Source organism: Actinokineospora auranticolor, from assembly GCF_002934265.1.
GTDB classification, from domain to species: Bacteria; Actinomycetota; Actinomycetes; order Mycobacteriales; family Pseudonocardiaceae; genus Actinokineospora; species Actinokineospora auranticolor.
Map to the genome: position 1 here is coordinate 318,622 of NZ_PTIX01000008.1, position 24,067 is coordinate 342,688.

Here is a 24,067-nt window from a genome sequence, read left to right on the forward strand (position 1 = left end):
TGGACAGCCCGGGCCCGCGCGCGAAAGTCCCGGTGACGGCGGGACTTCCGGCGGCGGCGGTGGTGGTGACGGGGCACCTAGCGTCGAGGTGGGACACGTCGGGAGGAGGCGGAACGCGATGCGAGCCAGGGAGATCATGTCCAGTCCGGTGCTGACGGTGCGGCCGGACACACCGGTCAAACGGGCGGCGGAGCTGCTGGCCAACCACGGCTACACGGCGCTGCCGGTGGTCGATGACGAAGGTGACCTGGTCGGGATGGTGACCGAGGCGGACGTGGTGCGCGACCGCTTCCCGGCCGACGCGCGGCGGCCCGACCCGGGCGACGGTTCCGGCGACGGGGCGGGGGCCGTGATGCCCGCCGCGACCGTCGACCAGATCATGACCAGCCCCGCGGTCGCCATGAGCGCGGGCACCGATGTGGCGGTCTTGGCCAGGGTGTTCACCGACGACCGCCGCCGCTGCATGCCCATTGTGGACGGTGCGCGGCTGGTCGGTGTGGTGACCCGCCGCGACCTGGTGCGCGTGCTGGCCCGCGCCGACGGCGAGATCGCCGCCGACGTCCGCCACCGGCTCGCCGTGTTCGGCGGCCGGGACCGCTGGACCGTGCGGGTGGCCGGGGGTACCGCGTACATCGCCGACCAGTACGACGACGCGGGCGACCGCCACGTCGCCAAGGTGCTCGCCGAGGCGGTCCCGGGGGTGGTGCGCGCCGAGGTCCGCTCGGTGGGCGCGGATGGCGGGTTCCCGGAGTTCACCGATGAGCCCGGCACGCGGGTGGGCGGGGCGTGAGCGCGCCCGACCCGCGCCCGGTGCTCGTCGCCGTCGACGGCTCCGCCGCCGCCGACCAGGCGCTGGCCTGGGCCGCCGCCGAGGCGCACCGCGGGCGCCGACCGCTGGTGATCATGACCGTCTACCCGTGGCCGGTCACCGGTTCTCCCGACACGGTGGAGGTGGGCGCGCGGTTGCGGATGGCGTTGCGCGTGCGCGCCGAGGAGGTGGCCGAACGCGCGCGGCGCGCGGTGGCGCTGCCCGGCCTCTCGGTGCGCGTCGAGGTCCTGGAAGGCGACGTCGTCGGGCTCCTGCGGGAGGCCAGTGGCGCCGCCGAGCTGCTGGTGCTGGGGTCGCGTGGGCTCGGCGGCTTCACGGGGATGCTGCTGGGTTCCACCACCGTCGCGTTGGCCGCGCACGGCCGCTGCCCGGTCGTGGTGGTGCGCCACGCCGCGGACCGCGGCGGGCTCGGCCCCGTGGTGGTCGGGGTCGAGTGCGGCGGCTCCGACGAGCGGGCGCTGACCTACGCGTTCGACCACGCCGCCGCGACCGGCGCCGCGGTCGTCGCGGCGCACGCGTGGAGCGACACCGCCATCGAGGCCGCGGTCGCGGACGGGCACGTCGCGGTGGACTGGGCGCTGTGGTCGCGGGAGGCGGAGCGGGAACTGGCCACCCGGTTGGCGCCGTGGCGGGCCGAGTTCCCGGATGTCGAGGTGCGGCCGGTCGTCGCTCGGACGCGCCCGGTCGACCTGCTGCTGGACCAGGCGGCGGGTGCCGCGTTGCTGGTCGTCGGCTCGCGCGGTCGCGGCGGCTTCGCGGGCCTGCTGCTGGGGTCCACCAGCCAGGCCGTGATCCGCCACGCCCCGTGCCCGGTCGTGGTGGTGCGCCCCGATGAGCGCTGAACCCGGGCGCGCACCGCACACCGACCACTGGGCGCTGGACCGCGCGGGCGGGACCGTCCGGATCCGCGAACTCGTCCCGGCCGACCAGCCCGCCCTGACCGCGCTGCTGGACGGACTCCCCCCGCGCGACCGCTACCTGAGGTTCTTCACCCTCTCCAGCACGTCAGCGCGTCGCTACACCGACAGCCTCCTCGGCGCGGGCGCGCGCGGACGCCCCGCGCTCGGGGCCTTCCGCGGCGACCAACTCCTCGGTGTGGCGAGCTACGCCCGCAGCGGTGGCCCCGCTACCGCGGAGTTCGCCCTGGTCGTCGACCACCGCGACCAAGCGCACGGCATGGGCACGCTGTTGATGGAGGCACTGGTCTCCCGGGCGGGTGCGGAGGGGGTCGACACCCTCACCGCGGATGTGCTCGCCGAGAACACGCGGATGACGCGGCTGCTGACCGACCTCGGACTGCCGATGCGCTGCGAGCGGGACGGTTCCGTCTTGGGCGTCACCATCACCCTGGCGGCGGGGGAGCGCTACCGGGGCGCGGTCGACGCCCGGGAACGGACCGCCGACCTGGCCGGTCTCGAGCCCGTGCTGCGCCCCCGCTCGGTGGCGGTGATCGGGGCGGGCCGCGCTGCGGGTTCGGTCGGCCGCGCCGTGCTCGCCAACATCCTGCGCGGTGGCTTCACCGGTGCTCTCACCGCGGTGAACCCGAACGCCACCTCCCTGCTGGGTGTGTCGTGCGTGCCGTCGGTGGGAGACCTCGCCGACGCACCGGACCTCGTGGTGCTGTGCGTGCCCGCCCCGGTCGTGCCGACGGTGCTGACCGAGTGCGCCGCGGCGGGCGCGAAAGCCGCCCTGGTGATCACCTCCGGGATCACCGGCCCCCTCGCCCGGCAGGTCAGGGCCATCGTGCGCGCGCACGGCATGCGCATGGTCGGCCCCAACTGCCTCGGCCTGGTGAACACCCATCCCGACGTCCGCTTGGACGCGACCTTCGCCGCCCACCCGACCGCGGCGGGTGAGGTCGGAGTGCTCACCCAGTCTGGCGGCGTCGCCATCGTGCTGGCCGAGGCACTGACCCGCATCGGTGCCGGGGTTTCGACGCTGGTGTCCACGGGCGACAAGCTCGACGTCTCCGGCAACGACTTGCTGCACTGGTGGACGGCGGATCCCGGGACCACCGCGGTGGCGGTCTACCTGGAGTCCTTCGGCAACCCGCGCCGGTTCGCCCGGCTGGCGCGCGGTCTGAGCGCGGTGAAGCCGGTCGTCGTGGTGCGAGCCGGGGTGTCCGACGCCGGACGGCGCGCCGCCGGGTCGCACACCGCCGCGCTGGCTTCCCCCACGGCAACCCTGGACGCGCTCTACCACCAGGCCGGGCTGACGCCGGTCGACAGCCTCGCCGAACTCGTCGACGCGCTGGCGCTGTTCACCAGCGTGCCGCTGCCCGCCGGGCCCCGCACCGCGGTCGTGACCAACGCGGGGGGCGCGGGCGTGCTCGCCGCCGACGCCTGCGCCCGGCACGGGCTGGTCGTGCCCGAGTTCGGGGCGGACACCCTGGCCGCTCTCCGGGCCGTGCTGCCGCCCGGGGCCGCCGCGGCCGACCCGGTCGACACCACCGCCGCGGTCGGACCCGAGGTCATGACCGCGGCGGTCGCCGCGGTACTGGGCGACGACAGCGTCGACGCGGTAGTCGCGCTGTGCGTGCCCACCGCACTCGGCGACCCGACGCCCGGAGTGCTCGCCGCGGTGAGCGCCGACTCGGCCAAACCGGTGCTGCTGGTGCGACTCGGCCAAGCGAGCGGGGTGGCTCGCGAGCCCGTCCCGGGCGGTGGTTTCGTGCCCGGCTACGCCGATCCGGACCGCGCCGTGCGCGCGCTCGCCCACGCGGTCCACCGACGCCGGTGGCTGGACCGACCGCGAACACCCGCCGCCCGGCCGGGCGGAGTGGACCGCGGCGCGATCGAACGGCTGGTGGCCGCACACCCCGACGGTGGGTGGCTCGATCCAGCCGAGAGCTTGGCGTTGCTGGCCGCCGCGGGCGTCCCGGTCCAGCCGGGCCGCGTGGTCGCGGTCGAGCACGCGGCGGAGGCCGCCGCGGCGGAACTGGTCGCGCGCGGCAGACCGCTGGCGCTCAAGGCCGTCACCGACGGCGTCCTGCACAAGGCCAAGGCAGGTGGTCTCGCGCTCGGGCTGTGCGACCACCATGACATCTCGGCCGCCGTGACCGTCCTCCGCGAGAACTTCGGAGACCGGCTGCGCGGCGTCTTCGTGCAGGCCATGGCGGAACCGGGCACCGAACTGCTGGTGGGTGTGCGCGGCGACCCCCGGTTCGGCCCGCTGGTGGTCTTCGGGGCGGGTGGTACGGATGCCGAGGCGGGCACGCACACCGCGCGGCTGTGCCCGCTCGCCGAAGCCGACCTGACCGACCTCGCCCACGAGGACACGGCCGTCGCCGACGTGCTGCGCCGGGTCGGCCACCTGGCCGACACCACGCCCGAGATCGCCGAGTTGGACGTCAACCCGGTGATCCGCACCCCGGCGGGCGTCATCGCCGTGGACGCGCGGGTGCGGCTCGTCCCGGCCTCGCACGCCGATCCCCTTGCCCGCGTGCTGCGCGGGGAACCCTGATTTCCGCTGTTCCCCCGGAACGGGTGAGGCCCGCCGGTCGGGTCCACGAAACGATCTGCCCCGGACAAGTCGCACGGGGTGGACGTGACCACCGCGGGCTTGTACCCGTCCACAGACTTCCCGAGATGTGGAGGAATCCGTGCGGATGGATGACACGCGCACCACGCCGCCCACCCGATGGCTGGTTCACCGCACACTGTTCGGACCCCCGCGCGACACAGAGCCCGAGGACCTGTACTGCGTGGTCGACCGCGGTGTCGCGGTCGTCGACCGTGACCGGGCGCTCGTGCGACCGCACGCGCGACTGTCCACGAACACGTACTTCGGCAGGTTCCCCGCGGCCTACTGGCAGCGGTGGACCACGGCCCGGACCGTCTCGGTGGAGATCACCGCGGCAGGCGAGCGCGGGGGAGGAGGCAGCGTAGCGCTCCTCGCGTCGGACAGCGCGGGGGAGCGCCGCGTCGTGGCGAGCGCGCGGATCGATGCGGGAGGACCACACCTGGTCGCCTTCAAGGCCGACCTCGACCGGTTCGCCGACGGGGGCGCGCTGTGGGTCGAGGCGAACGCGGGCGCCGCGGAGCTGACCGTCGACCACATCCGCTGGTATGTCGCCAGCCCCACCCGGGGACACGGTGCCGCGGTGGTGATCTGCACGTACAACCGGCCGGACGAGTGCCTGGCGACGCTGCGCGCGCTGGCCACCGACACCGAGTGCGCGGACCTGTTGGACGAGGTGTTGGTCATCGACCAGGGCTCCGAAGCCGTGTGCGAGCACAGCGCTTTCGCCGACGCGGAACGCGCGCTCCAGGGCAAACTGCGCTACCTGCGCCAGGCGAACCTCGGTGGTGCGGGTGGTTTCACCAGGGGACTGGTGGAAGCGGGTCGGGACCGCCCGGTGCACGTGCTGCTCATGGACGACGACATCGTGCTGGAACCGGACACGGTCCGGCGCCTGGTGGCCTTCGCCGAGCACGCCGCGAGCCCGGTGCTCGTGGGTGGGCAGATGCTCCAGTCACTGCACCCCCGGCACCTGCACGTCGGCGCCGAGCAGACCCGGCTGCCGCGGCTGGGTGCGGGCCACCCGGTGCCGGACGCGTTGCGGCACACCGATATGACCCGCCAACACCAGGAATTGCGTGTCGACGCGGAGTACAACGCCTGGTGGGCCTGCCTGATACCGCCGGAGGTGGTCGCCGACGTCGGTCTCCCGCTGCCGGTCTTCTTCCAGTGGGACGACATCGAGTACGGGCTGCGGGCCAAGCGGCGCGGGTACCCGACGGTGACGCTGCCGGGGGCGGGTGTGTGGCACTCGGACTTCTCCTGGCGCGACTGGGACGACTGGCCGCGCTACTTCAGCCTCCGCAACGCCCTCATCGTGCACGCCCTGCACGGCGACCGGGACCTGCGCCGCACCGCGGTGTGGCTGGCGGGCGAGTTGGCCCGGTACCTGGTGTCGATGCGCTACGGGCTGGCGGAGACCCTGGTGATCGCGGTAGAGGACTTCCTGGCAGGGCCCGAAGTCCTGCTCGACGGTGGTGCCGCCGCGGCGGACCGGATCCGCAAGGCGCGGGCCGAGTACGCGGAGACCGCGGTGCACCCGTCGTGCGGTGCCTTCGGCCACCCCGTGGTCAAACCGGACCCCGAACCGTCCATGCCGAGATTGGTTCTGGTGAAGCGGGTCGTGTGGCACGTGCTCGGGATTTCCCGTGGTGCCGCGTCGATCCGGGCCGCGGACGCGCGGTGGTGGCACGTGTCCCTGTTCCGCACGGCCGTCGTCACCGACCCCACCCAGTCCGGGGTCCGGGTGCGGCAGCGCGACCTGAGGAAGGCGTCGCGCTTGGTCGCGCGAGGCGTCCGCGTGCTCGGCCGTCTGGTCGCGGAAGGACCAAGGGTGCGTCGGCGGTACCTGGCGGCGCTGCCCGAGTTGAGCGGTGAGGCGAATTGGCTGCGGTTGTTCAACGGCACAGACGAGGCAAGGGGAGAGTGATGGGAGACGACATCCGAGGCCACGCGAGGTCCGCGGTGGGGCGCTGGGTGGACGACGCGGCGTCCTGGGTGGTCCGCCGCGCCGACCGGTCCGAGCGCGGGCTCGAGGACCGGATCCGCGCGGCGGTCCGGGCCGAGTGCGAGCAGCTCGTCCGGGCCGTGCACGACGTGGAGTTCCGCGCGCGGCGGGACATCCACGCGGCGGGGGAGCGCCGGGCGGTGCGCGACACCGAGAAGTTCGTCCGCGCGCACCTGCCCACCACACCCACGTTCCCCCACCCCGACCAGACCTTGGCCCACGCGCTGGCGCACAGCCCCGAGGACGGTATGGCGCTGGAGTTCGGGGTGTTCAGCGGACAGTCCCTCAAGGCCATCGCCGCGGACCGGGCAGGCCGGGACGTGTTCGGCTTCGACTCCTTCCAGGGCCTGCCGGAGGACTGGCGGACCAACATCCCGGCGGGCGCGTTCGCCGTCGACGCCCAGCCGGTGGTGGACGGCGCCGAACTCGTGGTCGGCTGGTTCGCCGACACGCTCCCGGACTTCCTCGCCGACCACCCCGGTGACGTCGCCTTCCTCCACTTGGACGCGGACCTGTACTCGTCCACCAAGACCGTGCTCGACCACGTCGGCCCCCGGCTGCGGGACGGCTCGGTGATCCTGTTCGACGAGTACTTCAACTACCCCGGCTGGGAGGAGCACGAGCACCGCGCCTGGCGGGAGTTCGTGACGCGCACCGGGATCCGGTTCGACTACCTCTGCTACACCTCGAACGACGAGCAGCTCGCCGTCCGGCTCCGGGCCGCGTAGCGCGCCGCCGGTCGATCGGGGCCGAGGTGCCCCGTCGGTCGAGGTCCGTCGGCCGGTTCGGCGGGGGCGGCGGGACCGAGAGCATCGCAGGCGAGATCCGGGCGATGTGGAGGGTTGATGGTGATGGGCACAAGACGCGGTGTGTGGGTGGCGGTCGTCGGTGCGGTCGCGTTGGTGGGTTTCGGCGCGCCCCCGGCCGAGGCGGGCGGTCCCCGGATCATCGACCTGGGGTTCCTGCCCGACGGGAAGCACAGCCACGTGCGCGATCTCAACGAGCGCGGTGAGGTGGTCGGCGCGTCGACCTCCGGTGGGCGGTTGCACGCGGTGCGGTGGGACCGGTCGGGGCGGATCACCGACATGGGCACGGTCGGCTCCGACAGCACGGAAGCGACACTGATCAACGACAGCGGCGCTGTCGCGGGCTTCTACCGCTGCGGCGGCTCGCGCACCTGCGGTGTGCGCTGGTCGGCCTCCGGCGAACCGATTCCGCTGCCGCCGCTGGGCGAGGGCGGTGACAGCGAACCCACGGCGATCAACGAGGCGGGCCTGCTGGCGGGCTACGCCGACGTGGCGTACGACGACCCCCGCCCGGTCCGCTGGGACTGCGCGGGACAGGTGACGCGACTCCCCCTGCTGCCCGGCGACACGCGGGGCTGGGCGGGCGGCATCGACCGCGAGGGCAACGTCGTCGGGATATCGGCCACGGCCGACCGCGTGGACCACCCGGTGCGGTGGGACGCCGCGGGGCGGGTCTCGGTGCTGCCGCTGCCCGAGGGGCGCACCAGCGGCTGGGCGTCGAAGACCACCGCGGACGGCACGATCCTCGGCGCTGCCGTCGGCCCCGACGGCGTCCACCCGGTCCGCTGGGACCGCCGGGGCCGGGTCACGGAGCTGTCCGGCGACGTCTCGCTCTCCCCGGTGTGGATCAGTCCCCGTGGTCGGGTGGTGGCGTCCGGGTCCGCGGAAGGCGCCGGGTGGGCGAAGCGTTGGGACCCCTCGGGCCGCGTCACCGACCTGCCGCCGCTGGCCGGTGACACCTACCCGCAGCCCTTCTCGGTGAACGACTCGGGTGTGGCCGTCGGCCGGTCGGGCAGCGGGGTAAGCGCCCCGCACCCCGTGCGCTGGTCGGAATCCGGTGCCGTGCGCAGGCTGCCCGAACTGCCCGGTGCCTTCGGCGGTTGGGCGGGCGAGATCAACGGCCGCGGCGTGATCATCGGTGTCATGCACTACAACGACGCCAGCTCGCACGCGGTCGTCTGGCGCTGAGCGGGCAAGCCGGAGAGGGCGAGCGAGGTCCGTGATGGAGTCTGGCCACCGGGTGACCGCCCGCCCACCCGGCACCATCTCGTGCGCACCGCCGTTGCGGGCCCACTGCCCGCGGGTCGCGTTCGAGTCTGCCCACCGTCCCGTCGAGCGGTCGGCGGCACGAACCGATCCCCGCCGGCCGCGGGGGACGCACCGCGGTGCTTGAAGTCGCGGAGTCCCCCCGTCCCGATGTCCCACAGCGCGGGTCGCGGTGCACCGCGACCCGCGCCGCGGGACATCAGCGCCACAGCGCGGCGTGCTGCCCGCCGGGGAACCGGGCTTGGCCGACCATGGCCCCCGCCTCGTTGACCGCGCGCACGAAGACCGCCGGGGATCGCGTGTGATCCGGCAGTTCGTGCGGGGTGCCCTCCCGATCCCACCACACCGGGGTCGCGGTCCCGTCCGCTGGGCCCGACACCCCGACGACGATCCCGGCGTCGTTGACCGCGGCGGGCAAAGCGCTCCCGATGTCGTGCAGCCGGTCCAACTCGGTGACGCGGCCGGAGCGGTCCCACCGCAGGCCCGGCGCGACGGCGATGCCGGATCGGCTCATGCCGTAGAGGTAGCTGTCGGCATCGAGGACGACCGGGTGGCGGACGCCGTGGTCTCGGTACTGCCAGCGAGCAGCGTGGTAGCCGGCGCGGTTGACCATACCGACGACGAGTCCGTCCTCGGTCACCCCGAGCGCGGCGCTGAGCGACTGATCCGGTGCCAGGGGCAGTTCGATCACGTTGCCGTCCCGGTCCCACAGGAGCGCGCGCACGCCCACACCGGGGAACTCCGCCCAGCCGACCACCAAGCCCTGGTTGCTGATCCCCGTGGCCACGCCGTTGACGGCACCTGGTGGCTCCGGGAGTCGCACGACCTGTCCGCTCGCGGTCCAGCGCACCGGGTGGCGGCGGCCGTCCGGTGCGCCACCCGCGTAGCCGACGACCACGTCGGAGTCGTTCATCGCCTCGGGGTAGCTCTCGGCACCCGGGGACAACGCGGGCAGCCTGCTCAGCACCCCGTCCGGGGACCACCGCAGGCTGCAGTAGTCGATCGGGGGGTCCGAGCAGTGCTCGGCGACGCCGAACGCGGTGCCCCGCCGGTTGACGCCCAGCGCGTACGTGTCCAGCCCGTCGACCTGGCCCAGGTCGGTGATCCGCGCCGAGCGGCTCCACCGGACCGCGTGCACACCCGTCGACCCGGCCGTGGTGGACCTGCCCACGACGACGCCGTTGTCGTTGAGGTCGGCGGCCGAGCTCTGCCCGCCGGGCAGGGCACCCAGGTCGATCGCCGTGCGCGGCCCGGCCGCCCGTTCGGCGATCGCCGGTGGCGCGAATCCCCAGGCCATCAAGAGGAGTACCGCCGCGGTCGCGCCATGCCTTGACCGAGGGCGGGTGGATCGGGACATGTGCGCTCTCCTTCGCTGCTATGTCGGGTGTTTTTGTCAGAAGTGACGCGGAAGAACGCGTGTGGGTGAAGAGTCGCGAGCTGTGGCCACCCACAACGGGATGACAGCCGCGGCGGCCGCCCCGTTGTGGGTGGACCGGTGTTGCCGCGTCAACGCGTTGACCGTCGACCGCGACGGACCAGGAGGGCGCCGAACAGCACGGCCACCAGGCCGATGGCGGTCGACCACGCCGCGTCCACCCCGGTCCGCGCGAGGTCGCCCGCGCCATCCGATGGCGGCGCCGGGGTCGGATGCGCGACGTGCACCTGCCGCGGCGGCACTACGGTCGGTTTGGCGGGTAGGGGCGGCGGACTGGGCTCCCGCTGCTCGGGTCCGGGTTCGATCCACAACCTGAGGTTGTTGGGTCCCACCACCAGTGTGTCCAGGTCGTGCGGTTGTCGGCGGGCTATCTTCCAGGGTCCGACGATTCCGTAGGTGTACTTGCCCGGCACCACGGGCGGGAACTCGAAGCGTCCGAGGTCGTCGCTGACCGCGCGGGCGGCCACTTTCCCCGACGGGTCGGCGAGGTACAGCCTGATACCGGGTTTCGGGTGGAAGGACGGGTAGCCGCAACCCGCGATGGTGATGCCAAGGGGCCAGCAGCTGATGGAGAACCCCTCGTTCTCGTACACGTCTCCCGACAGGGTGGCGAGCCCGGGCGTCACGCGTGTCACCGCGCTCGCTTCGATCGAGGCGGGACCGGGGCCGACGGTGTCGAACCGGCACACGAGCCGGTACTCGGTTCCCGGTCGCGCGGTCAGCGGGATCGTCATGCGCGCGTGCACCACCGCTGTGGCGGCCGGAGCCAGGGTCAAGCCCTCGCCGTACATGTGGAGCGGGCCCCAGTCGGAGTCCCAATCCGAGCCTACGCACCACGCCCGCAGACGGGTGAGGGGCAGGGGTCCGCGGTTGGTCAGGCTGATGGTCAGTGGGGCTCTCTCCGCCACGCGGTTGGTCTCGTGGTCGAATCCCATGGTCACGGCCAAGACCTCCGACAGGTGACGCGTTCCCCGCAGGTCGGCCACGAGCCCCTGTCCCGCATCGATGTCGACGGACCTCGGTTCGAACAGCCATCCGCCTGCCGCCTCGGCGGTGACGGTGTAGTTGCCCGCCGGGATGTCGTCGAACGCGTACCGGCCATCGGGACCGGTGCGCGCCCGGTAGGTGCCCGCGGGCCTGCCGCCGGTCGCGGTCACCTGGGCGCCGGCGATCCCCTCGGTCGGTTGCCGGACGCCGTCCCGGTTGAGGTCGCCGAAGGCGGTGCCGCTGAATCCCGCGCGCCGATAGGTGATCATCGTGGTGGCGCCTGCGGTGTTGTCGACCGGTTCGGCGTCGGGCGCGCCCGGGTGTGCCGTGACCGTCATGGTGAGAGGTCCCGCGTCCTGGACGGTGTCCAGCGGCACCGACGCGCCGATCTCCGTCGATGCGCCGGGCTCGAGTACCCAGGGGTTGGGGGTGTACTCCCATCCCGCGGTGGCCGGGCCGGTGGTGGTCAACGTGATGTAGGGGGCGGGACCAGCGCCGACGTTCGTCACCACGAGCCGCAGGTAGGCGTATTCGCGGATGTCGTAGTTCGGCTGGGTGAACCGGAGGCTCACCCGCAGGTCCGGTGATTCAACCGGGGTTTCGCCGGTCGGGGTGATCGTGGTGGTTTCCGCGGCGGAGGGGGGTGCCGTCGAGCCGGCCCCCGCAGTATTGCTTGTGGGCGCGGGTGTTCCGCTCGGTGTCGACGGCGTGAGCTGCGGTGTTGTGGTCGTGTGTTGCGTTGTCGTGCGCGGCGGTGGCGTGGTGCGGTTCGGGTGGGTCGTTGTTGTTGTCGTGGTTGTGGTTGTGGTTCGCGTCGTCGGGGTCTGTCCGGGCGGTCTTGACGTGGCGGCCGTCGATGACGTGGTGTTCCCGAGGCCCGGAGCGGGACCCGGCGTCGTGGTCTCCGCGGCGTTCGCGGTCGTCGTCACCGCGAACAGCAGTGCCGCCACCAAAGGCGCGCACGCGGCGGCGACCGATCGGGGTTGTCGTCCGGTCATCTTCCATCCCCTCGCATCCGTGATCGGGGTTCGCTCATCGCACCGGGAGCTGCTGCGCACAACGTTGCTCAGGGGTGTTCTCGCCAGGCAGTGCCGTCCCTCCCGAGGGTGGACGGCCCTAAGGCCCTGATGATCGATCCGCGGTACGGGAGACCTCCCCGGTCTCCGGGCCCACGCCGAACCGCACAGGGCTGGACGCCTCGGAACGGCTCAACGCGGTCGGGGACGCGGCGCTGCCTGCCGCGGGATCGTCAGCCCTCCACGCGCCTGCGGCGGGCACGCCAGAGTTCGTCGGCGCCCCACACCAGGACGGGGAACAGCGGCAGCAGGGCAATCTGCCACAGCGGGGGCAACGCCATGCCGAAGACCCGGGCCAGCGGCGGGATGGCGAGTACGGCGGCGGTGAAGGCCAGTTCGAACGCTATGCCCCACAACAGCAACCGGTTGGACAGCGCGCCGATGGCGCGTAGCGGTGCGTGGTTGGTGCGGGCGGCGAACGCGGTGCCGATCTGGCAGGCGACGATGCCCAGGAAGCTCATGGTGGTCGCCTGCTGCCAGGTGTGGTGCAGCGCGGTGCCGGGGCCGGTGGGCGCGCCCGGCGTCCAGCCGCCCGCGAGGAGGGTCAGCAGGTAGCCGCCGAGGACCAAGAGCGCGGAGATGCCGCCGAGCAGGGCCCAGGCGCGGGTGAGCATGGGGCGGTCGATGACGTTGTCGCCGCGGTGGCGGGGCGGGCGGTCCATGAGGCCGGGTTCGGCGGGCTCGCGGCCCAGGGCCAGCGCGGGCAGGGTCTCGGTGCCGAGGTCGACGGCCAGGATCTGCGGCACGGTCAGCGGTAGGGGGATCGCGCCGCCGGAGAGGGCGAAGACCAGGAACGGCAGGACTTCCGGGGTGGCGTGGGCGAAGATGTAGACGATGAACTTGCGGACGTTGTCGAAGACGCGGCGGCCCGCTTCGACGGCGGTGACGATGGTGGCGAAGTTGTCGTCGGTGAGCACCATCGTGGCGGCTTCTCGGGCCACGTCGGTCCCGGAGCGGCCCATGGCCACGCCGATGTCGGCGCGGCGCAGGGCGGGCGCGTCGTTGACGCCGTCGCCGGTCATGGCGACCACGTGTCCTTGGGCGCGCAGCGCGTCGGCGACGCGCAGCTTCACCTCGGGAGAGCTGCGGGCGAAGACCAGTTCACCGCCGTCGCGCAGCAGTGCGTCGAGGTCGGCTTCCGGCATGGTCTCCAGTTCGGCGCCGGTGACCACGGTGATGCCGGAGCTCCCGATGCCGACCTGGCGGGCGATCTCGGCGGCGGTGAGGCCGTTGTCGCCGGTGACCACGATCAGCCGGATACCCGCGCGGTGGCAACGGTCCACGGCGTCGGCCACCTCAGGACGCGGCGGGTCGACCATGGCGACCAGACCCAGCAGCACCAGGTCCCGTTCGGCTTCGGTCCGCTCGGTGGGGGCAGGCGTTCCGGGCGGGACCTCCCGGTACGCGAGCGCCAGCACGCGCAGCCCGCGCGCGGCGAACCGGGCCGCGGCGGCTTCGACGGCGGCGCGGTCCTCGGCCGACATCGGTCGCGGACCACCGGGTACCTGGAGGTGGGTGGTGCGGCGCAGCACTTCCTCGGGCGCGCCCTTGGTGTTGACCACCACGCCACCCAGGTCATCCACAGTGGACATGAGGCGCAGGGTCGGGTCGAAGTGGAACTGCCGGACGCGGGCCGCCTGGCGCGGTTCGACCGAGATGTCGGCGCCCAGGTCGGCAGCGGCCAGCAGCAGCGCGATCTCGGTGGGGTCGCCGGTCGCGTCGTCCGGCGCGGCGGGATCGACCTCGGCGTTCGCGCACGCGGCCGCCGTCCGGGCGAGCAGGGCGGTGGCGGCCGCCGGGGTGCCCGCGTGGAGCGCGCCGTCCGAGGTCCAGATCTCGGTCACCCGCATGCGGTTGCGCGTCAGGGTGCCGGTCTTGTCCGTGCAGATGACCGTGGTGGACCCGAGGGTCTCCACGGCGGAGAGCCGTTTCACGACCGCGCCGCCGCGGGCCAGCACCCGCACCCCGACCGCGAGCGCCAGGGTGATCGTGGGCAGCAGGCCCTCGGGGACGTTGGCCACCAGCAACCCGATGGCGAACTGGAACGAGTCCGACAGCGGCAGGCCCGCCACCAGCACCCCCAGCGGCAGGAACGCCAACCCGACGCCCACCGCCACCGCGGCGATCAGCCACGCCACCCGCTTGACCTGCCGCTCCAGCGGGCTCTCGTCGTGGCCCACGCGCTGGGTGAGCGCCGCGATGCGGCCCAGTTCGGTTGCCATGCCCGTGGCGAACACCACCGCGCGCGCCGCGCCGCCGGTGCAGTTCGTGCCGCTGAACACCAGGTCCTTGGCGTCGAGCACGGTGCCGCCGAGGTCGGTCGCGTCGGCGGAGCGGAAGGCGGGCAGGGACTCACCGGTCAAAGTGGACATGTCGACCTCGACCGCACCGGCCAGCAGCCGCGCGTCGGCGGAAACCCGGTCGCCCTCCTCGACCAGCAGGATGTCTCCCGGCACCAGGTCGGCTGCCTCGATCGAGGCGCCCACCCCGTCGCGGATGACGCGGGCGCGCACCGGCAGGTAGGCCGCGAGCGCGGACACCGCCCGCTCGGCTTGGCGTTCCTGGGCGAACGCGAGCGCCGCGTTGACCAGGATGACGGCCACGATCGCCACCGCCAAGGCCGTGGTCCCGGAGACCCAGGCCAGGACAGCGGCCAGCCACAGCAGCAGGGCCAGCGGGTGGGTGAACTGGCCGAGCAGCCGCCGCGCCCACCCGTGTCCCGATCTCGACGTCAGCACGTTGGGCCCGTGCGCCTGGAGCCTGCGCGCCGCCTCACGCGCGGTGAGCCCCTCCGGGCGGGTGCGCAGGTCCCGCATGAGCCGTTCCACCGGCCCGCGCGGATCCGGCGGCGCGGTGTCCTCGAGGTGCGTGGTCACCACACCATCGTCGGTCGGCGCGCTGCCCGTCCCCAGGGACCAAGGGACCGGTTCCGCACCGACCTGGGGCTCGATCCGGCGCGTACTGGGCGCGCCGCCCGCCCGGATGGCCGCGGTCGTCCCATCCGGGCGGGGCGCCCGAGCGCGGCGCGGTGGACATCGCCCCGCGCTCGGGAGCGGGTCCGACTCAGCGTGCCGGACGGCGACCCCGGCGGACGAGGAACACGCCGAGCAGCACCGTCAACAACCCGGCGACGGACGACCACACCACGTCCACTCCGGTCCGCGCTAGGTCACCCGGCCCACCACGGCGGGTGTCGGGGAGCGGGTGGGCGACGTGCGTGGACCGCGGCGGCACCACTGGTGGTGTGGCGGGTGCGGGTGCCTGGTCCGGATCAGGCTGAACCGGACCTGGCTCGACCCAGACCGCGGTGGTCTGGTCACCGACGGAGAGCTCCAGCGGGGAACCGCTCGCGGTGCGCACGATCCGCCAAGGGCCCACCACGCCGATGGTGTAGGTGCCCGGATCAACCGGGTCGAAGTAGAACCCGCCGTACGGATTCGATGGTGCCGCGCGAGCGACGACCCGGCCCGCGGTGTCGACGAGGTACAGCGTCACGCCCGGCACGCGGGTGCCGGAGGGCTGCGGTTCGCACAGCGCGGAGTTCGCCAGGCAGAGGCTGGAGGACTCCTCGTCGGCCCTCAACACCCAACCGGATAGGTTCGCCTTCCCCGACAGCGTGCGCGTCGCCGCCGATGCCCGGACGATCTGGGCTTCGCCGCGCCCGATGGAGAACTCGCAGTCGACCACGAAATCGCTGCCCACGGGAGCGCTCCACGGGATCACCACCAGCGCGGGGAAGTCCCGGGTGGAGTTGGCCGGGAGGTAAGCGCCCGGTGTGTTGGGGTTGAGCGCACCCCACTCGGAGCCCCAGCCACTGGCCAGGCCGCACCACGCGCGGACCAGCAGATCCGCGTTCGCGCGGTTGGTCAGCCGGACCGTCAGGGGAACCCGGGTCGCCGCGTGGTTGTCCGCGTGGTCGAATCTCATGGACGCGAACAGGACTTCCGAGGCCGGGCGGTATCCCCGCAGCTCCGTCGGGATCTCGCCGCCGCGCCCGAGCATTCCCGAGTACCGGTCGAACCGCCACGTGCCTTGGCTGACCTCGATCGTGTAATCCCCCGCCGGGATATCGCGGAACACGAACCGCCCGTCCGCGCCGGTGCGCGCGTTGTAGGTGCCGCGAGGTACGCCACCGGTCACCGTCACCGACGCGCCCGCGAGTTCCTCTCCCGGGTCCCGGTACTCGCTCGCGTTGCGATCGCCGAACACGTAGCCCTGGTAGTACAGGAGTTCCTGGGTGACGGTTGTCGTGGCGCCCGCCGCGTTGTCGGAGGGGGTGGCGTCGGGTGTGCTCGCTCGCACGGTGACTTCGACGGTGAGCGGTCCGGGGCTGGGGAGCGCCCAAAGCGGGATCTCGCCGACACGTTCGGCCGTCGCCCCGGGACCGATGGTCCACGGGGTGGGGGCGGACTCCCAGGTGGGCGCGACCGGGCCGGACGTGGTGATCGTGATGTCGCGGGCGACCGCGGTGCCGACGTTGACGACGGAGAGCCGCAGGTAGGCGACATCACGGATGTCGTAGGAGGGCTGACCGAATTCGGTGCTGACGCGGAGATCCGGCAAGTCCTCCGCCGGTGCGCCGCTCGTGGTGGGCGGCACGCTGGTCGTCGGGGGAGCGGTGGTGGGTGGAGGGGGAGTCGAAGTGGGCGCGGTCGTTGTGGCGGTGGGTTCGGTTGTCGTGATCGGTGGCGCGGTTGTCGTTGTGTGTTGTGTGGTGGTGCTTGACGGTGTTGAAGTCGGGCTGTGGGAGGTGGTCGCGGTGGTGGTCGTCGTGCTGGGTCTGGCGGTTGTGGTTTGCTTGCTCGAGCTCGGTGTGGTGACCGCCGTCCCGGTCTCCGGGACAGCCGCGGTCGTCTCCGTGGCGCGGGCGTTCGGGGCCGCCGCCAACACCACGGCCGCCACCAGTGGCAGGCAGGCGATCGTGACGAGTCGGGGTCGTCGTCCGGGCATCATCATCCCCTCATCTCGGGTTCTGGCTCGCGCGCGAGACTGGAACCGTTCGCGCGCACCAGGTTCCCCGCGGTGACGAGCCGGGCGAAGAGCCCTCCCTCCCGCGGGCGCGCGGACCAAAGACCTCCGTGGTCGCTCACCGGGCGCGCTCGGCCCGCCTGCGCGCCAAATGAGTCCATAATGGACAATGAGGTGGTGGCGCCCGTCGGGTCGGCGGGCTTACCGGTGCCCGATCCCGGTGCCGATGACCTTCGACTCTGGCCGCCCATCCGACCCGCGCCAGAGGCTGTCGGTGATCGGAGACTGCGGCCGCCTGGCCTGATCTCACTCGACCTGGAACGGGGTAGGGCAGTGAAACGCGAACAGTACGCACGCGCCGCTCTCGGCTTCGGCGTGGCCATGGCCCTGCTCGCCGGTACGGCGCACACCGCCGCGGCGGCGCGTGGCTGCCGCACGTGGTCCGTGGCGGATCTGGGGACGTTGCCGGGCGGTACCTTCAGCTGGGCCAACGGGATCGATGCCGCGGGCCGTGCCTTCGGCAGCGCACAGGACGCCGAGGGGCGGCGTGCGGTGCGCTGGGACCTGGACAACCGCGTCACCCGCCTCCAGGCCCCGGGGACGGTGGAAAGCGGGGTCAACTCGGTGAGCGCGAACGGAACGGCCGCCGGTTGGCTGTTGGAAGGGCGTGTCCACCGCGCCGCCCGGTGGGGAGTTCGCGGGCAGCTGACCGAGTTGCCGCCGCCGCCCGGCGACACCTACGGCTACGCGGCCGGGGTCAACAACTCCGGCGCCGTGGCCGGGGTCACCGGTACCACCGACACGAGCCGGGCTGTGCGCTGGGACGAGCGAGGGCGCCCAACGGTCCTCGACACTCCACCTGACAGCCTGGCGAGCTGGGCCCATGACCTCAACGACGACGGTGTCGTTGTCGGTGAGATCGCCATGGCGGACGGCTCGGCGCGGGGCGTGCGCTGGGACAGTGCGGGTCGTATGACGGCGTTGTAAACCCCACCGGGTGCGCGAAGCGCCCAACCGTCCGACATCGCCGATGACGGCACCATCGTCGGCACTGCCCTGATCGGGTACAACGACTCTCTCCCGCTCCGGTGGGATCGTGCGGGACGGGTGAGCACCCTCCGCGTTCCCGCGGGGTCCACGCAGGCGGGCGCGCACGGCGCGAACGAGCGTGGTGTCGCCGTCGGTGGGGACGAACACCACGCCCTGCTGTGGAACCTCGGCGGGGGACCGGTCGAACTCCCCAACGCACCCGGTGGGTCGCTCGCGTCCGCGTCCGCCGTCAACAACCCGGGCGCGGTCGTCGGCGCGGTGGTTCTCCCGGACCACACCACCCACGCCGCGAGATGGTGGTGCGAGCGCCCCCAAGGGGCCTGAAGGCGCTCTCCGCCGCGGACGGGAGCCTTGGTCAGTTCCCGGTCTTCGGCTCCGCCCAGTCCCGGACCAACTCGTCGGCGATGCCGTCGGCCCACACCCGGATCTCGCTCCAGTCGCGGGCGTCGCCCGCCATCCGCTTCGCCACCGCGCGGTCGAGGAAGCCGGTGGCCCGGTCCGGGTCGAGCTTGCCGCCGAACACCATCGGGGCGTCCGCGCCGATGCGGGTCGCTCGTCTGCGTCCACCGGCGGTGGGGTTCACCCGGCTCGGGCGAGGTCCCAGCCACCCGCTCTCGAACAGCCACACCCGGCGGTCGGCCAGTTCGCGGTGGAACCGGCGGAAGAACCGGCGCGCGGTGGGGCGCCAGCGGCCCGCGTAGATCGCGGTGCCGAGTACGACGGCGTCGTAGCCGTCCAGGGCTCGGGGTTCCAGGACGTCGTGCACCGTGACGTGCAGGCCGCGCCCCACCAGTTCCGCGCCGATCGCCTCGGCGATCTCCTTGGTGGCGCCCATCTTGCTCGCGTGCAGCACCAATACCCGTTTCATGGGAACGATCCTCCGCACGTTGGAGACGACCCGGCAGTGTCGTCGGACCCGGCGTGCCGTGGACCTAGGGCACTGCTCCGAACGGGTGGCCCGGGCGAAGGCTGGGGCACGGCCCGTTCCACAGGGAGGAAAGACGATGTCCAGGTTCGAAGGCAAGACCGCGCTGGTGACCGGTGGCGCGCGCGGGATCGGGGCCGCGGTGGCGCGGCGGCTGGTCGCGGAAGGCGCCCGGGTCGTGATCGGGGACGTGCTCGCGCAAGCCGAGTGGGAGGTCGGTCTGCCCGAGGCGCGGGTGCGCCGCGCACACCTCGACGTGACGAGCGAAGCCGACTGGTTCGCCGCCGTCACCGAGGCCGAGCGCGTGTTCGGCCACCTCGACGTGGTGGTCAACAACGCCGGGATCGTCGAGTTCGGACCGATCACCGAACAGAGCCCGGAGTCCTTCCGGCGGGTGCTGGAGGTGAACCTGGTCGGCCCCTGGCTGGGCATGCGCGCGGTGGCGCCGTCGCTGCGCGCCGCCGGGGGCGGGTCGATCGTCAACATCTCCTCGACGGCGGGCCTGATCGGGTACGCCGACCTCGGCGCGTACGTGGCGAGCAAGTGGGCGTTGCGCGGTCTGACCAAGACCGCGGCGATGGAGTTCGCCCGCGACGGTATCCGCGTCTGCTCGGTGCACCCGGGCCCGATCCGCACGCCGATGACCGCGGGCTTCGACGACTCGATGACCGCCGAGCAGCCCATCGCCCGGTTCGGCGACCCCGAGGAAGTCGCGGCGATGGTCGCGTTCGTGGCCGCCGAGGCCACCTACTCCACCGGCAGCGAGTTCGTCGTCGACGGTGGCGCGGTGGTCGCGGGCGCCGGTGTGCGGCCGGACCGGGCCGAGGTGGGTGCGGGTGACCGGGGTTGAGGGTCCCGGGTGCGGGGAGGCCAAGGGCCCTGTGCGGACGGGCCCAGGGCCGGTGCCCGCCCCGGCGCGCCGGCGACAGGATCGGTGGTAGGCGGAACAGCCGCGTACCGAGCGCCCGCCGGGCGGTCAGGAGGAGGTCGTGATGGGCGAGCACATCACCGTCGGCGTCGACGGCTCCGCGGCGGGCACGGCCGCGTTGGAGTGGGCCTTGGACGAGGGCATCCGCAGCGGCTACCGAGTGCACGTGGTGACCGTGTGCCACCCGGGTGAGCCCGAGGACCCGGAACTGGCGAGGGCGGTCGAGACCGAGATCTTCGCGCGTCCGGAGGCGTCGGTGTGGCGTCGGCTGCTCGTCGGCTCGCCCGGTCCCGAGTTGGTGCGGGTCGCGTCGGACTCGGTGCTGCTGGTGGTCGGGTCCTGCGGGACCGGCGGCCTGCTCGCGACGCTGCTGGGTTCGGTGAGCGCGCACTGCGTGCGCCACGCCCGGTGCCCGGTCGTGGTGGTGCCCGCGGGCGAGTCGGCCGTGCCCTCCTTGGCGTCCTCCGCGCAGGGGGCGGTTCGATGAGCGCCGACGAGCGCGGACGGGCGGTGCGGCTCCTCGCCTCCGTCGCCCACGACGCCGACGACCTGCGGCTGCTGCTCGACCTGCTGGGACTGGACGCGGCGGAGGGCCTGCCCGACGCGCTCCGGAGGACTCCACCGGACGCGCGGCCGGTGCCGCTGCCCGCGCCCCGCCCGCCTGGCGGTCGGGCCTTGGCGGGCAGGCTCCTGGCCGACGTGTCCGCCGCGGTGAGGGCGCGGTGACCGGCTCGGGGCGGGTGTGCGAGGTGATGACCGGCCAGGTCGTCGGCATCACCCCGGACGCCCCCGTGAACGTGGCGCTGCGGCTGATGGCCCGCTCGGCGGTGCGGCACCTGCCGGTCATCACCGGTGAGCGCTGCGTGGGCGTGCTGCACGAGTCCGACCTGCTCTGGCACGTCTGGGCGAGCGGCAACGACACCACCCCGGTCACCCAGCTGATGCGTCCGGCCACACCCGTGGTGGGCCCGCCGACCGACGTGCGCGCCGCCGCGGCGACGATGGCCGCGGCCGTGACCGACGTCCTCCTGGTCGTCGACGAGGGCAGGCTGGAGGGCATCCTCACCGCCACGGACCTGGTCCGGGCGCTGGCGGGCTGAGCCGCTTCCCACGACGCACGCGTTGGCCCGGACCCACCGTGGTCCGGGCCAACGCGTGCGTCGTGGTCAGCCGGTGGCGGCGGCCAGCAGCAGCCGCCGTTCGGCGGCGCCGATGGCGGCGCGGGCGGCGGGCACCGCGCTCGGGTCGACCGAGATCGAGGTGATGCCCAGGCGCACCAGGTGTTCGGTGTAGTCGGGTCGTTCCGTGGGGGCCTGCCCGCACAGCGACGAGGTGATCCCGGCGGCGCGGCAGGCGCCGACGATCCGGGCGATCACGTCCAGCACGGCCGGGTCGGCCTCGTCGAAGACCTCGGCGCACACCGTGGAGTCGCGGTCGACGCCCAGCACCAGTTGGGTGAGGTCGTTGCTGCCGATCGAGACCCCGTCCACGCCGAGACCGGCGTACTCGCCGATCCAGTACGCCGAGGACGGCACCTCCGCCATGACCCAGCGCAGCAGGCCCCGCTGGGTGCCCAGCGGACTGGCGTCGACCAGGTGCAGGCACGCCTCCAGCTCCCACTTGGTGCGCACGAACGGCAGCATCAGGTGCAGGTTCGGGTGGCGATCCCGCACCCGTGCCAGCGCCCGCAGCTCCAGCGCGAACAGCTCCGGGTCGCGGACGTAGCGGTGGCAGCCGCGGAAGCCGATCATGGGGTTGCGCTCTTCCGGCTCGAACTCGGCCCCGCCCGTCAGCCCCCGGAACTCGTTGGTGCGGAAGTCGGTGGCCCGGTAGACCACCGGCCGGGTGCCGAACGCGGCGGTGACGCGGGTCAGCGGCTCGGCCATGGCGTCGACGAACGCGTCCGGGCCGTGGTCGGCGAGGAACCGCCGGGGGTGGGTGGCGCGCAGCGCGGAGGTGAGCATCAGTTCCGCGCGCAGCAGCCCGACGCCGTCGACCGGCAGCGCCGCGGCGGCGGTCGCGCTCTCGGGCATGGCGAGGTTGACGTAGACGCGGGTGCCCAGCGACTCGACCGGTCCGGCCGCCGCGGTCACCTGCTCGACCGCGGTGACCGGAGCCCGCCGGGTTCGGCCGGGCGTCACCACACCCGCGGTGCCGTCCACGGTGACGGGTTCGCCGTCGCGCAGCCGGGTGGTCGCCTCCCGGGTGCCCACCACGCACGGCACGCCCAGTTCCCGCGCCACGATCGCGGCGTGGCAGGTCAGACCGCCCTCGTCGGTGACCACCGCGGCGGCACGGCGGATCACCGGCACCCAGTCGGGGTCGGTCATCCGGGCGACGAGCACGTCCCCGTCGGCGAAGTCACCGTGCTCGGCCGGGTCGCGCAGGATCCGCGCGGTCCCGCTCGCCACGCCCGGCGCGGCGGCCAGACCGGTCAGCTCGGTCGGCGCGGCAGCCTGCCGCCGCTCGGTGCCGAGCGTGGTGATCGGGCGCGCCTGCACGAGCCAGGTGCGGCCGTTCGCGATGGCCCACTCGATGTCCTGCTCGGTGCCGTAGTGCTCGCGCACCCGGCAGCCCAACCGGGCGAGTTCGACCGCCTCGCCCGCGGTGAGCACCTGCCTGTCGCCCTGCGCGGGGGTGAGCGGCACGTGGGTGTCGCCGCCCGCGGCGCCGCGCTCGACCTTCTCCCGCTGGTGCCCCACGCGGGTGCTCAGCAGCCGGGGGCCGTCCTTGGCCAGCACGTAGGTGTCCGGTTCGACGGTCCCGCCGACGACGACCTCGCCGAGGCCGAGGGCGGCCTCGATCACCACCTTGTCCGTGGCACCGGTCACCGGGTCGGCGGTGAACATCACCCCGGACCGCTCCGAGGGCACCATCCGCTGCACCACCACGGCGATGGCGGGCTCTCCGGGCACACCGCGCTCGGCCCGGTACGCCAGCGACCGGGCACCGAACAGCGACGCCCAGCACGACGTCACCGCGTCGAGCAGGCCCTGTTCCCCTTCGACGTCGGTGTAGGTCTCGTTCATGCCCGCGAACGAGGCGCCCGCGGTGTCCTCCGAGGTGGCCGACGACCGCACCGCGACCGCGGTACCCGGACCGAGCGCGCGGTAGGCCGCGGTCACCTCGGTGGCGACCTCCGGTGTGATGCCCGCCTTGCGCACCAGCTCGCGCAGCCGCTCGGCGTCGTCTCCGGCGCACCCGGCGCGCAGGTCGTCGCGAACCCCGGCCGCGTCCATCGAACGCAGGTACGCCGCGGCGGTCACCACGAACCCACCGGGCACCGAGAAGCCCGCCGAGATCAGCTCACCGAGGTTGGCGCCCTTGCCCCCGGCGGTCTCCACGTCCGTCGCCCGCACCGAGGCCAGGTCGACGACCAACTGCTCTGCCATGTCTCTCCTCCGGACTTCAGGGTCGCGTGCGGGGTGGGGGTGTCAGCGCAGCCAGGGGTTGCGCCGCACCGGGGTGAGGTCGGCCCACCACCTGCCCAGGCCCCAGCGGTCGCCCGCGGCCACCACGGCCAGCACGATGAGCACGGCCGCCTCGACGACGTGGTAGTCGATCAGCGGGTTGGTCGAGTGGGTCGGCGCCCCCGAGTCGGTGAAGCGCGCGAGGGGCCACTCCGCGATCCACATCAGACCCAGCACGACCGTGCCGCTGACCGCGGCCACCCGCAGGCCGATGCCCAGCAGCAGGGCCAGCCCGATGCCCAGCAAGCCCACCATGAACAGCCAGTCCGCGAACGCGTTGCCCGCCCACGAGCGCATCGTGTCGGCGAACGGGCCGTGGTCGAGTCCACTGAGGAACCCGCGGGTGGGCGACCCGCCGTCGATCCAGCCCTTGCCCGAGGGGGTGGCGTAGCCGAGGCCGAAGGTCTTGTCCACGAAGGCCCACAGGAAGATCCCGGCCATCAGCAGCCGGGTGACGGCGAGCACCCGGGTTCCCCGGTGCGGCGGGTGGGCTTCGTGGACCGGTTCGGAGGTCGGGGCGGGGGAATCGGGGCGGGCGTGGGATCGGGTGGTCATGGTGTCCTCCTCGGTGGGATTCGGTGTCCGGTCGTCCCCCAGTCTCGAAGCGGTCCGGCAGGGGTGTCCGGTGCCCAAGGTCCTGTCTCACCGGTGTCCCGTGACCCGCGGCGGTCAAAGTCCGTTGTGGACGGTGTTGGCCGCGCTCACCGCTGTTGCGGTGCCATGCCGGGGAGGTAGGCGAACACGTCCGAGAGTGGTCTGCGCGGGGTGGGTGGCAGTGGGTGGGCCGAGGTCGGGGCGTA

General features: G+C 73.4%; 21 protein-coding genes. 14 read left to right on the forward strand and 7 right to left on the reverse strand.

Going from position 1 to position 24,067, the window contains the following annotated elements:
* Positions 1 to 118 precede the first annotated feature (118 nt).
* The 6 genes from CLV40_RS17415 (at position 119) to CLV40_RS17440 (ending at position 8,350) form a co-directional block, all read left to right on the forward strand.
* Positions 119 to 790 carry a CBS domain-containing protein gene (locus CLV40_RS17415; protein ID WP_104479974.1) on the forward strand — a complete coding sequence of 224 codons (672 nt, stop codon included), beginning with the start codon at positions 119 to 121 and terminating at the stop codon, positions 788 to 790.
* A complete protein-coding gene (locus CLV40_RS17420; protein WP_245931344.1) occupies positions 787 to 1,671 on the forward strand; it encodes a universal stress protein in 885 nt (294 codons plus the stop codon). The genes CLV40_RS17415 and CLV40_RS17420 overlap by 4 nt, the downstream gene beginning before the upstream one ends.
* The gene (locus CLV40_RS17425) at positions 1,661 to 4,291 is read left to right on the forward strand and encodes a bifunctional acetate--CoA ligase family protein/GNAT family N-acetyltransferase (RefSeq protein ID WP_104479975.1); all 2,631 of its coding nucleotides are present in this window, start codon (positions 1,661 to 1,663) and stop codon (positions 4,289 to 4,291) included. Before CLV40_RS17420 ends, CLV40_RS17425 begins: the two co-directional genes overlap by 11 nt.
* 145 nt (positions 4,292 to 4,436) lie before the next feature.
* Positions 4,437 to 6,278, forward strand: coding sequence for a glycosyltransferase (locus tag CLV40_RS17430; RefSeq protein ID WP_104479976.1), 1,842 nt, complete (start codon positions 4,437 to 4,439; stop codon positions 6,276 to 6,278).
* Entirely contained in the window at positions 6,278 to 7,084 is an 807-nt protein-coding gene (locus tag CLV40_RS17435; RefSeq protein ID WP_104479977.1) for a class I SAM-dependent methyltransferase, read from the forward strand. The genes CLV40_RS17430 and CLV40_RS17435 overlap by 1 nt, the downstream gene beginning before the upstream one ends.
* Positions 7,085 to 7,207: 123 nt before the next feature.
* Positions 7,208 to 8,350: a hypothetical protein gene (locus CLV40_RS17440; protein WP_146108081.1), complete on the forward strand. Its 1,143-nt coding sequence runs from the start codon at positions 7,208 to 7,210 to the stop codon at positions 8,348 to 8,350.
* A gap of 277 nt (positions 8,351 to 8,627) precedes the next feature.
* Here the strand turns inward: CLV40_RS17440 and CLV40_RS17445 are convergent, their stop codons facing one another.
* Together CLV40_RS17445 and CLV40_RS17450 are read right to left on the reverse strand one after the other, a co-directional pair.
* A complete protein-coding gene (locus CLV40_RS17445; RefSeq protein ID WP_104479979.1) occupies positions 8,628 to 9,725 on the reverse strand; it encodes a hypothetical protein in 1,098 nt (365 codons plus the stop codon).
* A 209-nt stretch (positions 9,726 to 9,934) separates the two neighbouring features.
* Positions 9,935 to 11,422 carry a carboxypeptidase-like regulatory domain-containing protein gene (locus tag CLV40_RS17450; protein ID WP_104479980.1) on the reverse strand — a complete coding sequence of 496 codons (1,488 nt, stop codon included), beginning with the start codon at positions 11,420 to 11,422 and terminating at the stop codon, positions 9,935 to 9,937.
* A gap of 40 nt (positions 11,423 to 11,462) precedes the next feature.
* On the opposite strand from CLV40_RS17450, the gene CLV40_RS37280 reads away from it, so the two are divergent.
* Positions 11,463 to 11,978: a hypothetical protein gene (locus CLV40_RS37280; RefSeq protein WP_146108083.1), complete on the forward strand. Its 516-nt coding sequence runs from the start codon at positions 11,463 to 11,465 to the stop codon at positions 11,976 to 11,978.
* Positions 11,979 to 12,099: 121 nt separating this feature from the next.
* Here CLV40_RS37280 and CLV40_RS17460 read toward each other — a convergent pair whose 3' ends face one another.
* The gene (locus tag CLV40_RS17460; RefSeq protein ID WP_281261667.1) at positions 12,100 to 14,802 is read right to left on the reverse strand and encodes a cation-translocating P-type ATPase; all 2,703 of its coding nucleotides are present in this window, start codon (positions 14,800 to 14,802) and stop codon (positions 12,100 to 12,102) included.
* Positions 14,803 to 14,989: 187 nt separating this feature from the next.
* Complete coding sequence (locus tag CLV40_RS17465) at positions 14,990 to 16,489, reverse strand: carboxypeptidase-like regulatory domain-containing protein (protein WP_181043564.1); 1,500 nt, start codon at positions 16,487 to 16,489, stop codon at positions 14,990 to 14,992.
* A 79-nt stretch (positions 16,490 to 16,568) separates the two neighbouring features.
* On the opposite strand from CLV40_RS17465, the gene CLV40_RS38085 reads away from it, so the two are divergent.
* The 3 genes from CLV40_RS38085 to CLV40_RS17475 all read left to right on the forward strand — a co-directional run bounded on the left by CLV40_RS38085 (position 16,569) and on the right by CLV40_RS17475 (position 18,268).
* Positions 16,569 to 16,952: a hypothetical protein gene (locus CLV40_RS38085; RefSeq protein ID WP_181043565.1), complete on the forward strand. Its 384-nt coding sequence runs from the start codon at positions 16,569 to 16,571 to the stop codon at positions 16,950 to 16,952.
* 275 nt (positions 16,953 to 17,227) lie between these two features.
* Entirely contained in the window at positions 17,228 to 17,881 is a 654-nt protein-coding gene (locus CLV40_RS17470; RefSeq protein WP_104479983.1) for a hypothetical protein, read from the forward strand.
* A gap of 120 nt (positions 17,882 to 18,001) precedes the next feature.
* Positions 18,002 to 18,268, forward strand: a complete 267-nt coding sequence (locus CLV40_RS17475; RefSeq protein ID WP_104479984.1) for a hypothetical protein — start codon at positions 18,002 to 18,004, stop codon at positions 18,266 to 18,268.
* Positions 18,269 to 18,299: 31 nt separating this feature from the next.
* Here the strand turns inward: CLV40_RS17475 and CLV40_RS17480 are convergent, their stop codons facing one another.
* Positions 18,300 to 18,812 (reverse strand): flavodoxin domain-containing protein, encoded by a 513-nt coding sequence (locus tag CLV40_RS17480; RefSeq protein WP_104479985.1) that lies wholly within the window; start codon positions 18,810 to 18,812, stop codon positions 18,300 to 18,302.
* A gap of 136 nt (positions 18,813 to 18,948) precedes the next feature.
* Here CLV40_RS17480 and CLV40_RS17485 point away from each other — a divergent pair, with 136 nt between their 5' ends.
* The 4 genes from CLV40_RS17485 (at position 18,949) to CLV40_RS17500 (ending at position 20,897) form a co-directional block, all read left to right on the forward strand.
* Positions 18,949 to 19,719, forward strand: a complete 771-nt coding sequence (locus CLV40_RS17485) for an SDR family NAD(P)-dependent oxidoreductase (RefSeq protein WP_104479986.1) — start codon at positions 18,949 to 18,951, stop codon at positions 19,717 to 19,719.
* A gap of 142 nt (positions 19,720 to 19,861) precedes the next feature.
* Positions 19,862 to 20,284, forward strand: a complete 423-nt coding sequence (locus CLV40_RS17490) for a universal stress protein (RefSeq protein ID WP_104479987.1) — start codon at positions 19,862 to 19,864, stop codon at positions 20,282 to 20,284.
* Positions 20,281 to 20,523, forward strand: coding sequence for a hypothetical protein (locus CLV40_RS17495; protein WP_181043566.1), 243 nt, complete (start codon positions 20,281 to 20,283; stop codon positions 20,521 to 20,523). The genes CLV40_RS17490 and CLV40_RS17495 overlap by 4 nt, the downstream gene beginning before the upstream one ends.
* The gene (locus CLV40_RS17500) at positions 20,520 to 20,897 is read left to right on the forward strand and encodes a CBS domain-containing protein (RefSeq protein WP_104479989.1); all 378 of its coding nucleotides are present in this window, start codon (positions 20,520 to 20,522) and stop codon (positions 20,895 to 20,897) included. The genes CLV40_RS17495 and CLV40_RS17500 overlap by 4 nt, the downstream gene beginning before the upstream one ends.
* 66 nt (positions 20,898 to 20,963) lie before the next feature.
* Here CLV40_RS17500 and ppsA read toward each other — a convergent pair whose 3' ends face one another.
* The gene (gene ppsA, locus CLV40_RS17505; protein WP_104479990.1) at positions 20,964 to 23,189 is read right to left on the reverse strand and encodes a phosphoenolpyruvate synthase; all 2,226 of its coding nucleotides are present in this window, start codon (positions 23,187 to 23,189) and stop codon (positions 20,964 to 20,966) included.
* A gap of 42 nt (positions 23,190 to 23,231) precedes the next feature.
* Positions 23,232 to 23,822, reverse strand: coding sequence for a hypothetical protein (locus CLV40_RS17510; RefSeq protein WP_245931345.1), 591 nt, complete (start codon positions 23,820 to 23,822; stop codon positions 23,232 to 23,234).
* Positions 23,823 to 24,067 lie beyond the last annotated feature (245 nt).

Coding starts and splice junctions, on each gene's coding strand:
- CLV40_RS17430 (WP_104479976.1), top strand. CDS start 4,437: ATGGATGACACGCGCACCACGCCGCCCACCCGATGGCTGGTTCACCGC.
- ppsA (WP_104479990.1), bottom strand. CDS start 23,189: ATGGCAGAGCAGTTGGTCGTCGACCTGGCCTCGGTGCGGGCGACGGAC.
- CLV40_RS17490 (WP_104479987.1), top strand. CDS start 19,862: ATGGGCGAGCACATCACCGTCGGCGTCGACGGCTCCGCGGCGGGCACG.
- CLV40_RS17425 (WP_104479975.1), top strand. CDS start 1,661: ATGAGCGCTGAACCCGGGCGCGCACCGCACACCGACCACTGGGCGCTG.
- CLV40_RS17435 (WP_104479977.1), top strand. CDS start 6,278: ATGGGAGACGACATCCGAGGCCACGCGAGGTCCGCGGTGGGGCGCTGG.
- CLV40_RS17510 (WP_245931345.1), bottom strand. CDS start 23,822: ATGACCACCCGATCCCACGCCCGCCCCGATTCCCCCGCCCCGACCTCC.
- CLV40_RS17445 (WP_104479979.1), bottom strand. CDS start 9,725: ATGGCCTGGGGATTCGCGCCACCGGCGATCGCCGAACGGGCGGCCGGG.
- CLV40_RS17495 (WP_181043566.1), top strand. CDS start 20,281: ATGAGCGCCGACGAGCGCGGACGGGCGGTGCGGCTCCTCGCCTCCGTC.
- CLV40_RS17440 (WP_146108081.1), top strand. CDS start 7,208: ATGGGCACAAGACGCGGTGTGTGGGTGGCGGTCGTCGGTGCGGTCGCG.
- CLV40_RS17415 (WP_104479974.1), top strand. CDS start 119: ATGCGAGCCAGGGAGATCATGTCCAGTCCGGTGCTGACGGTGCGGCCG.
- CLV40_RS17485 (WP_104479986.1), top strand. CDS start 18,949: ATGTCCAGGTTCGAAGGCAAGACCGCGCTGGTGACCGGTGGCGCGCGC.
- CLV40_RS17480 (WP_104479985.1), bottom strand. CDS start 18,812: ATGAAACGGGTATTGGTGCTGCACGCGAGCAAGATGGGCGCCACCAAG.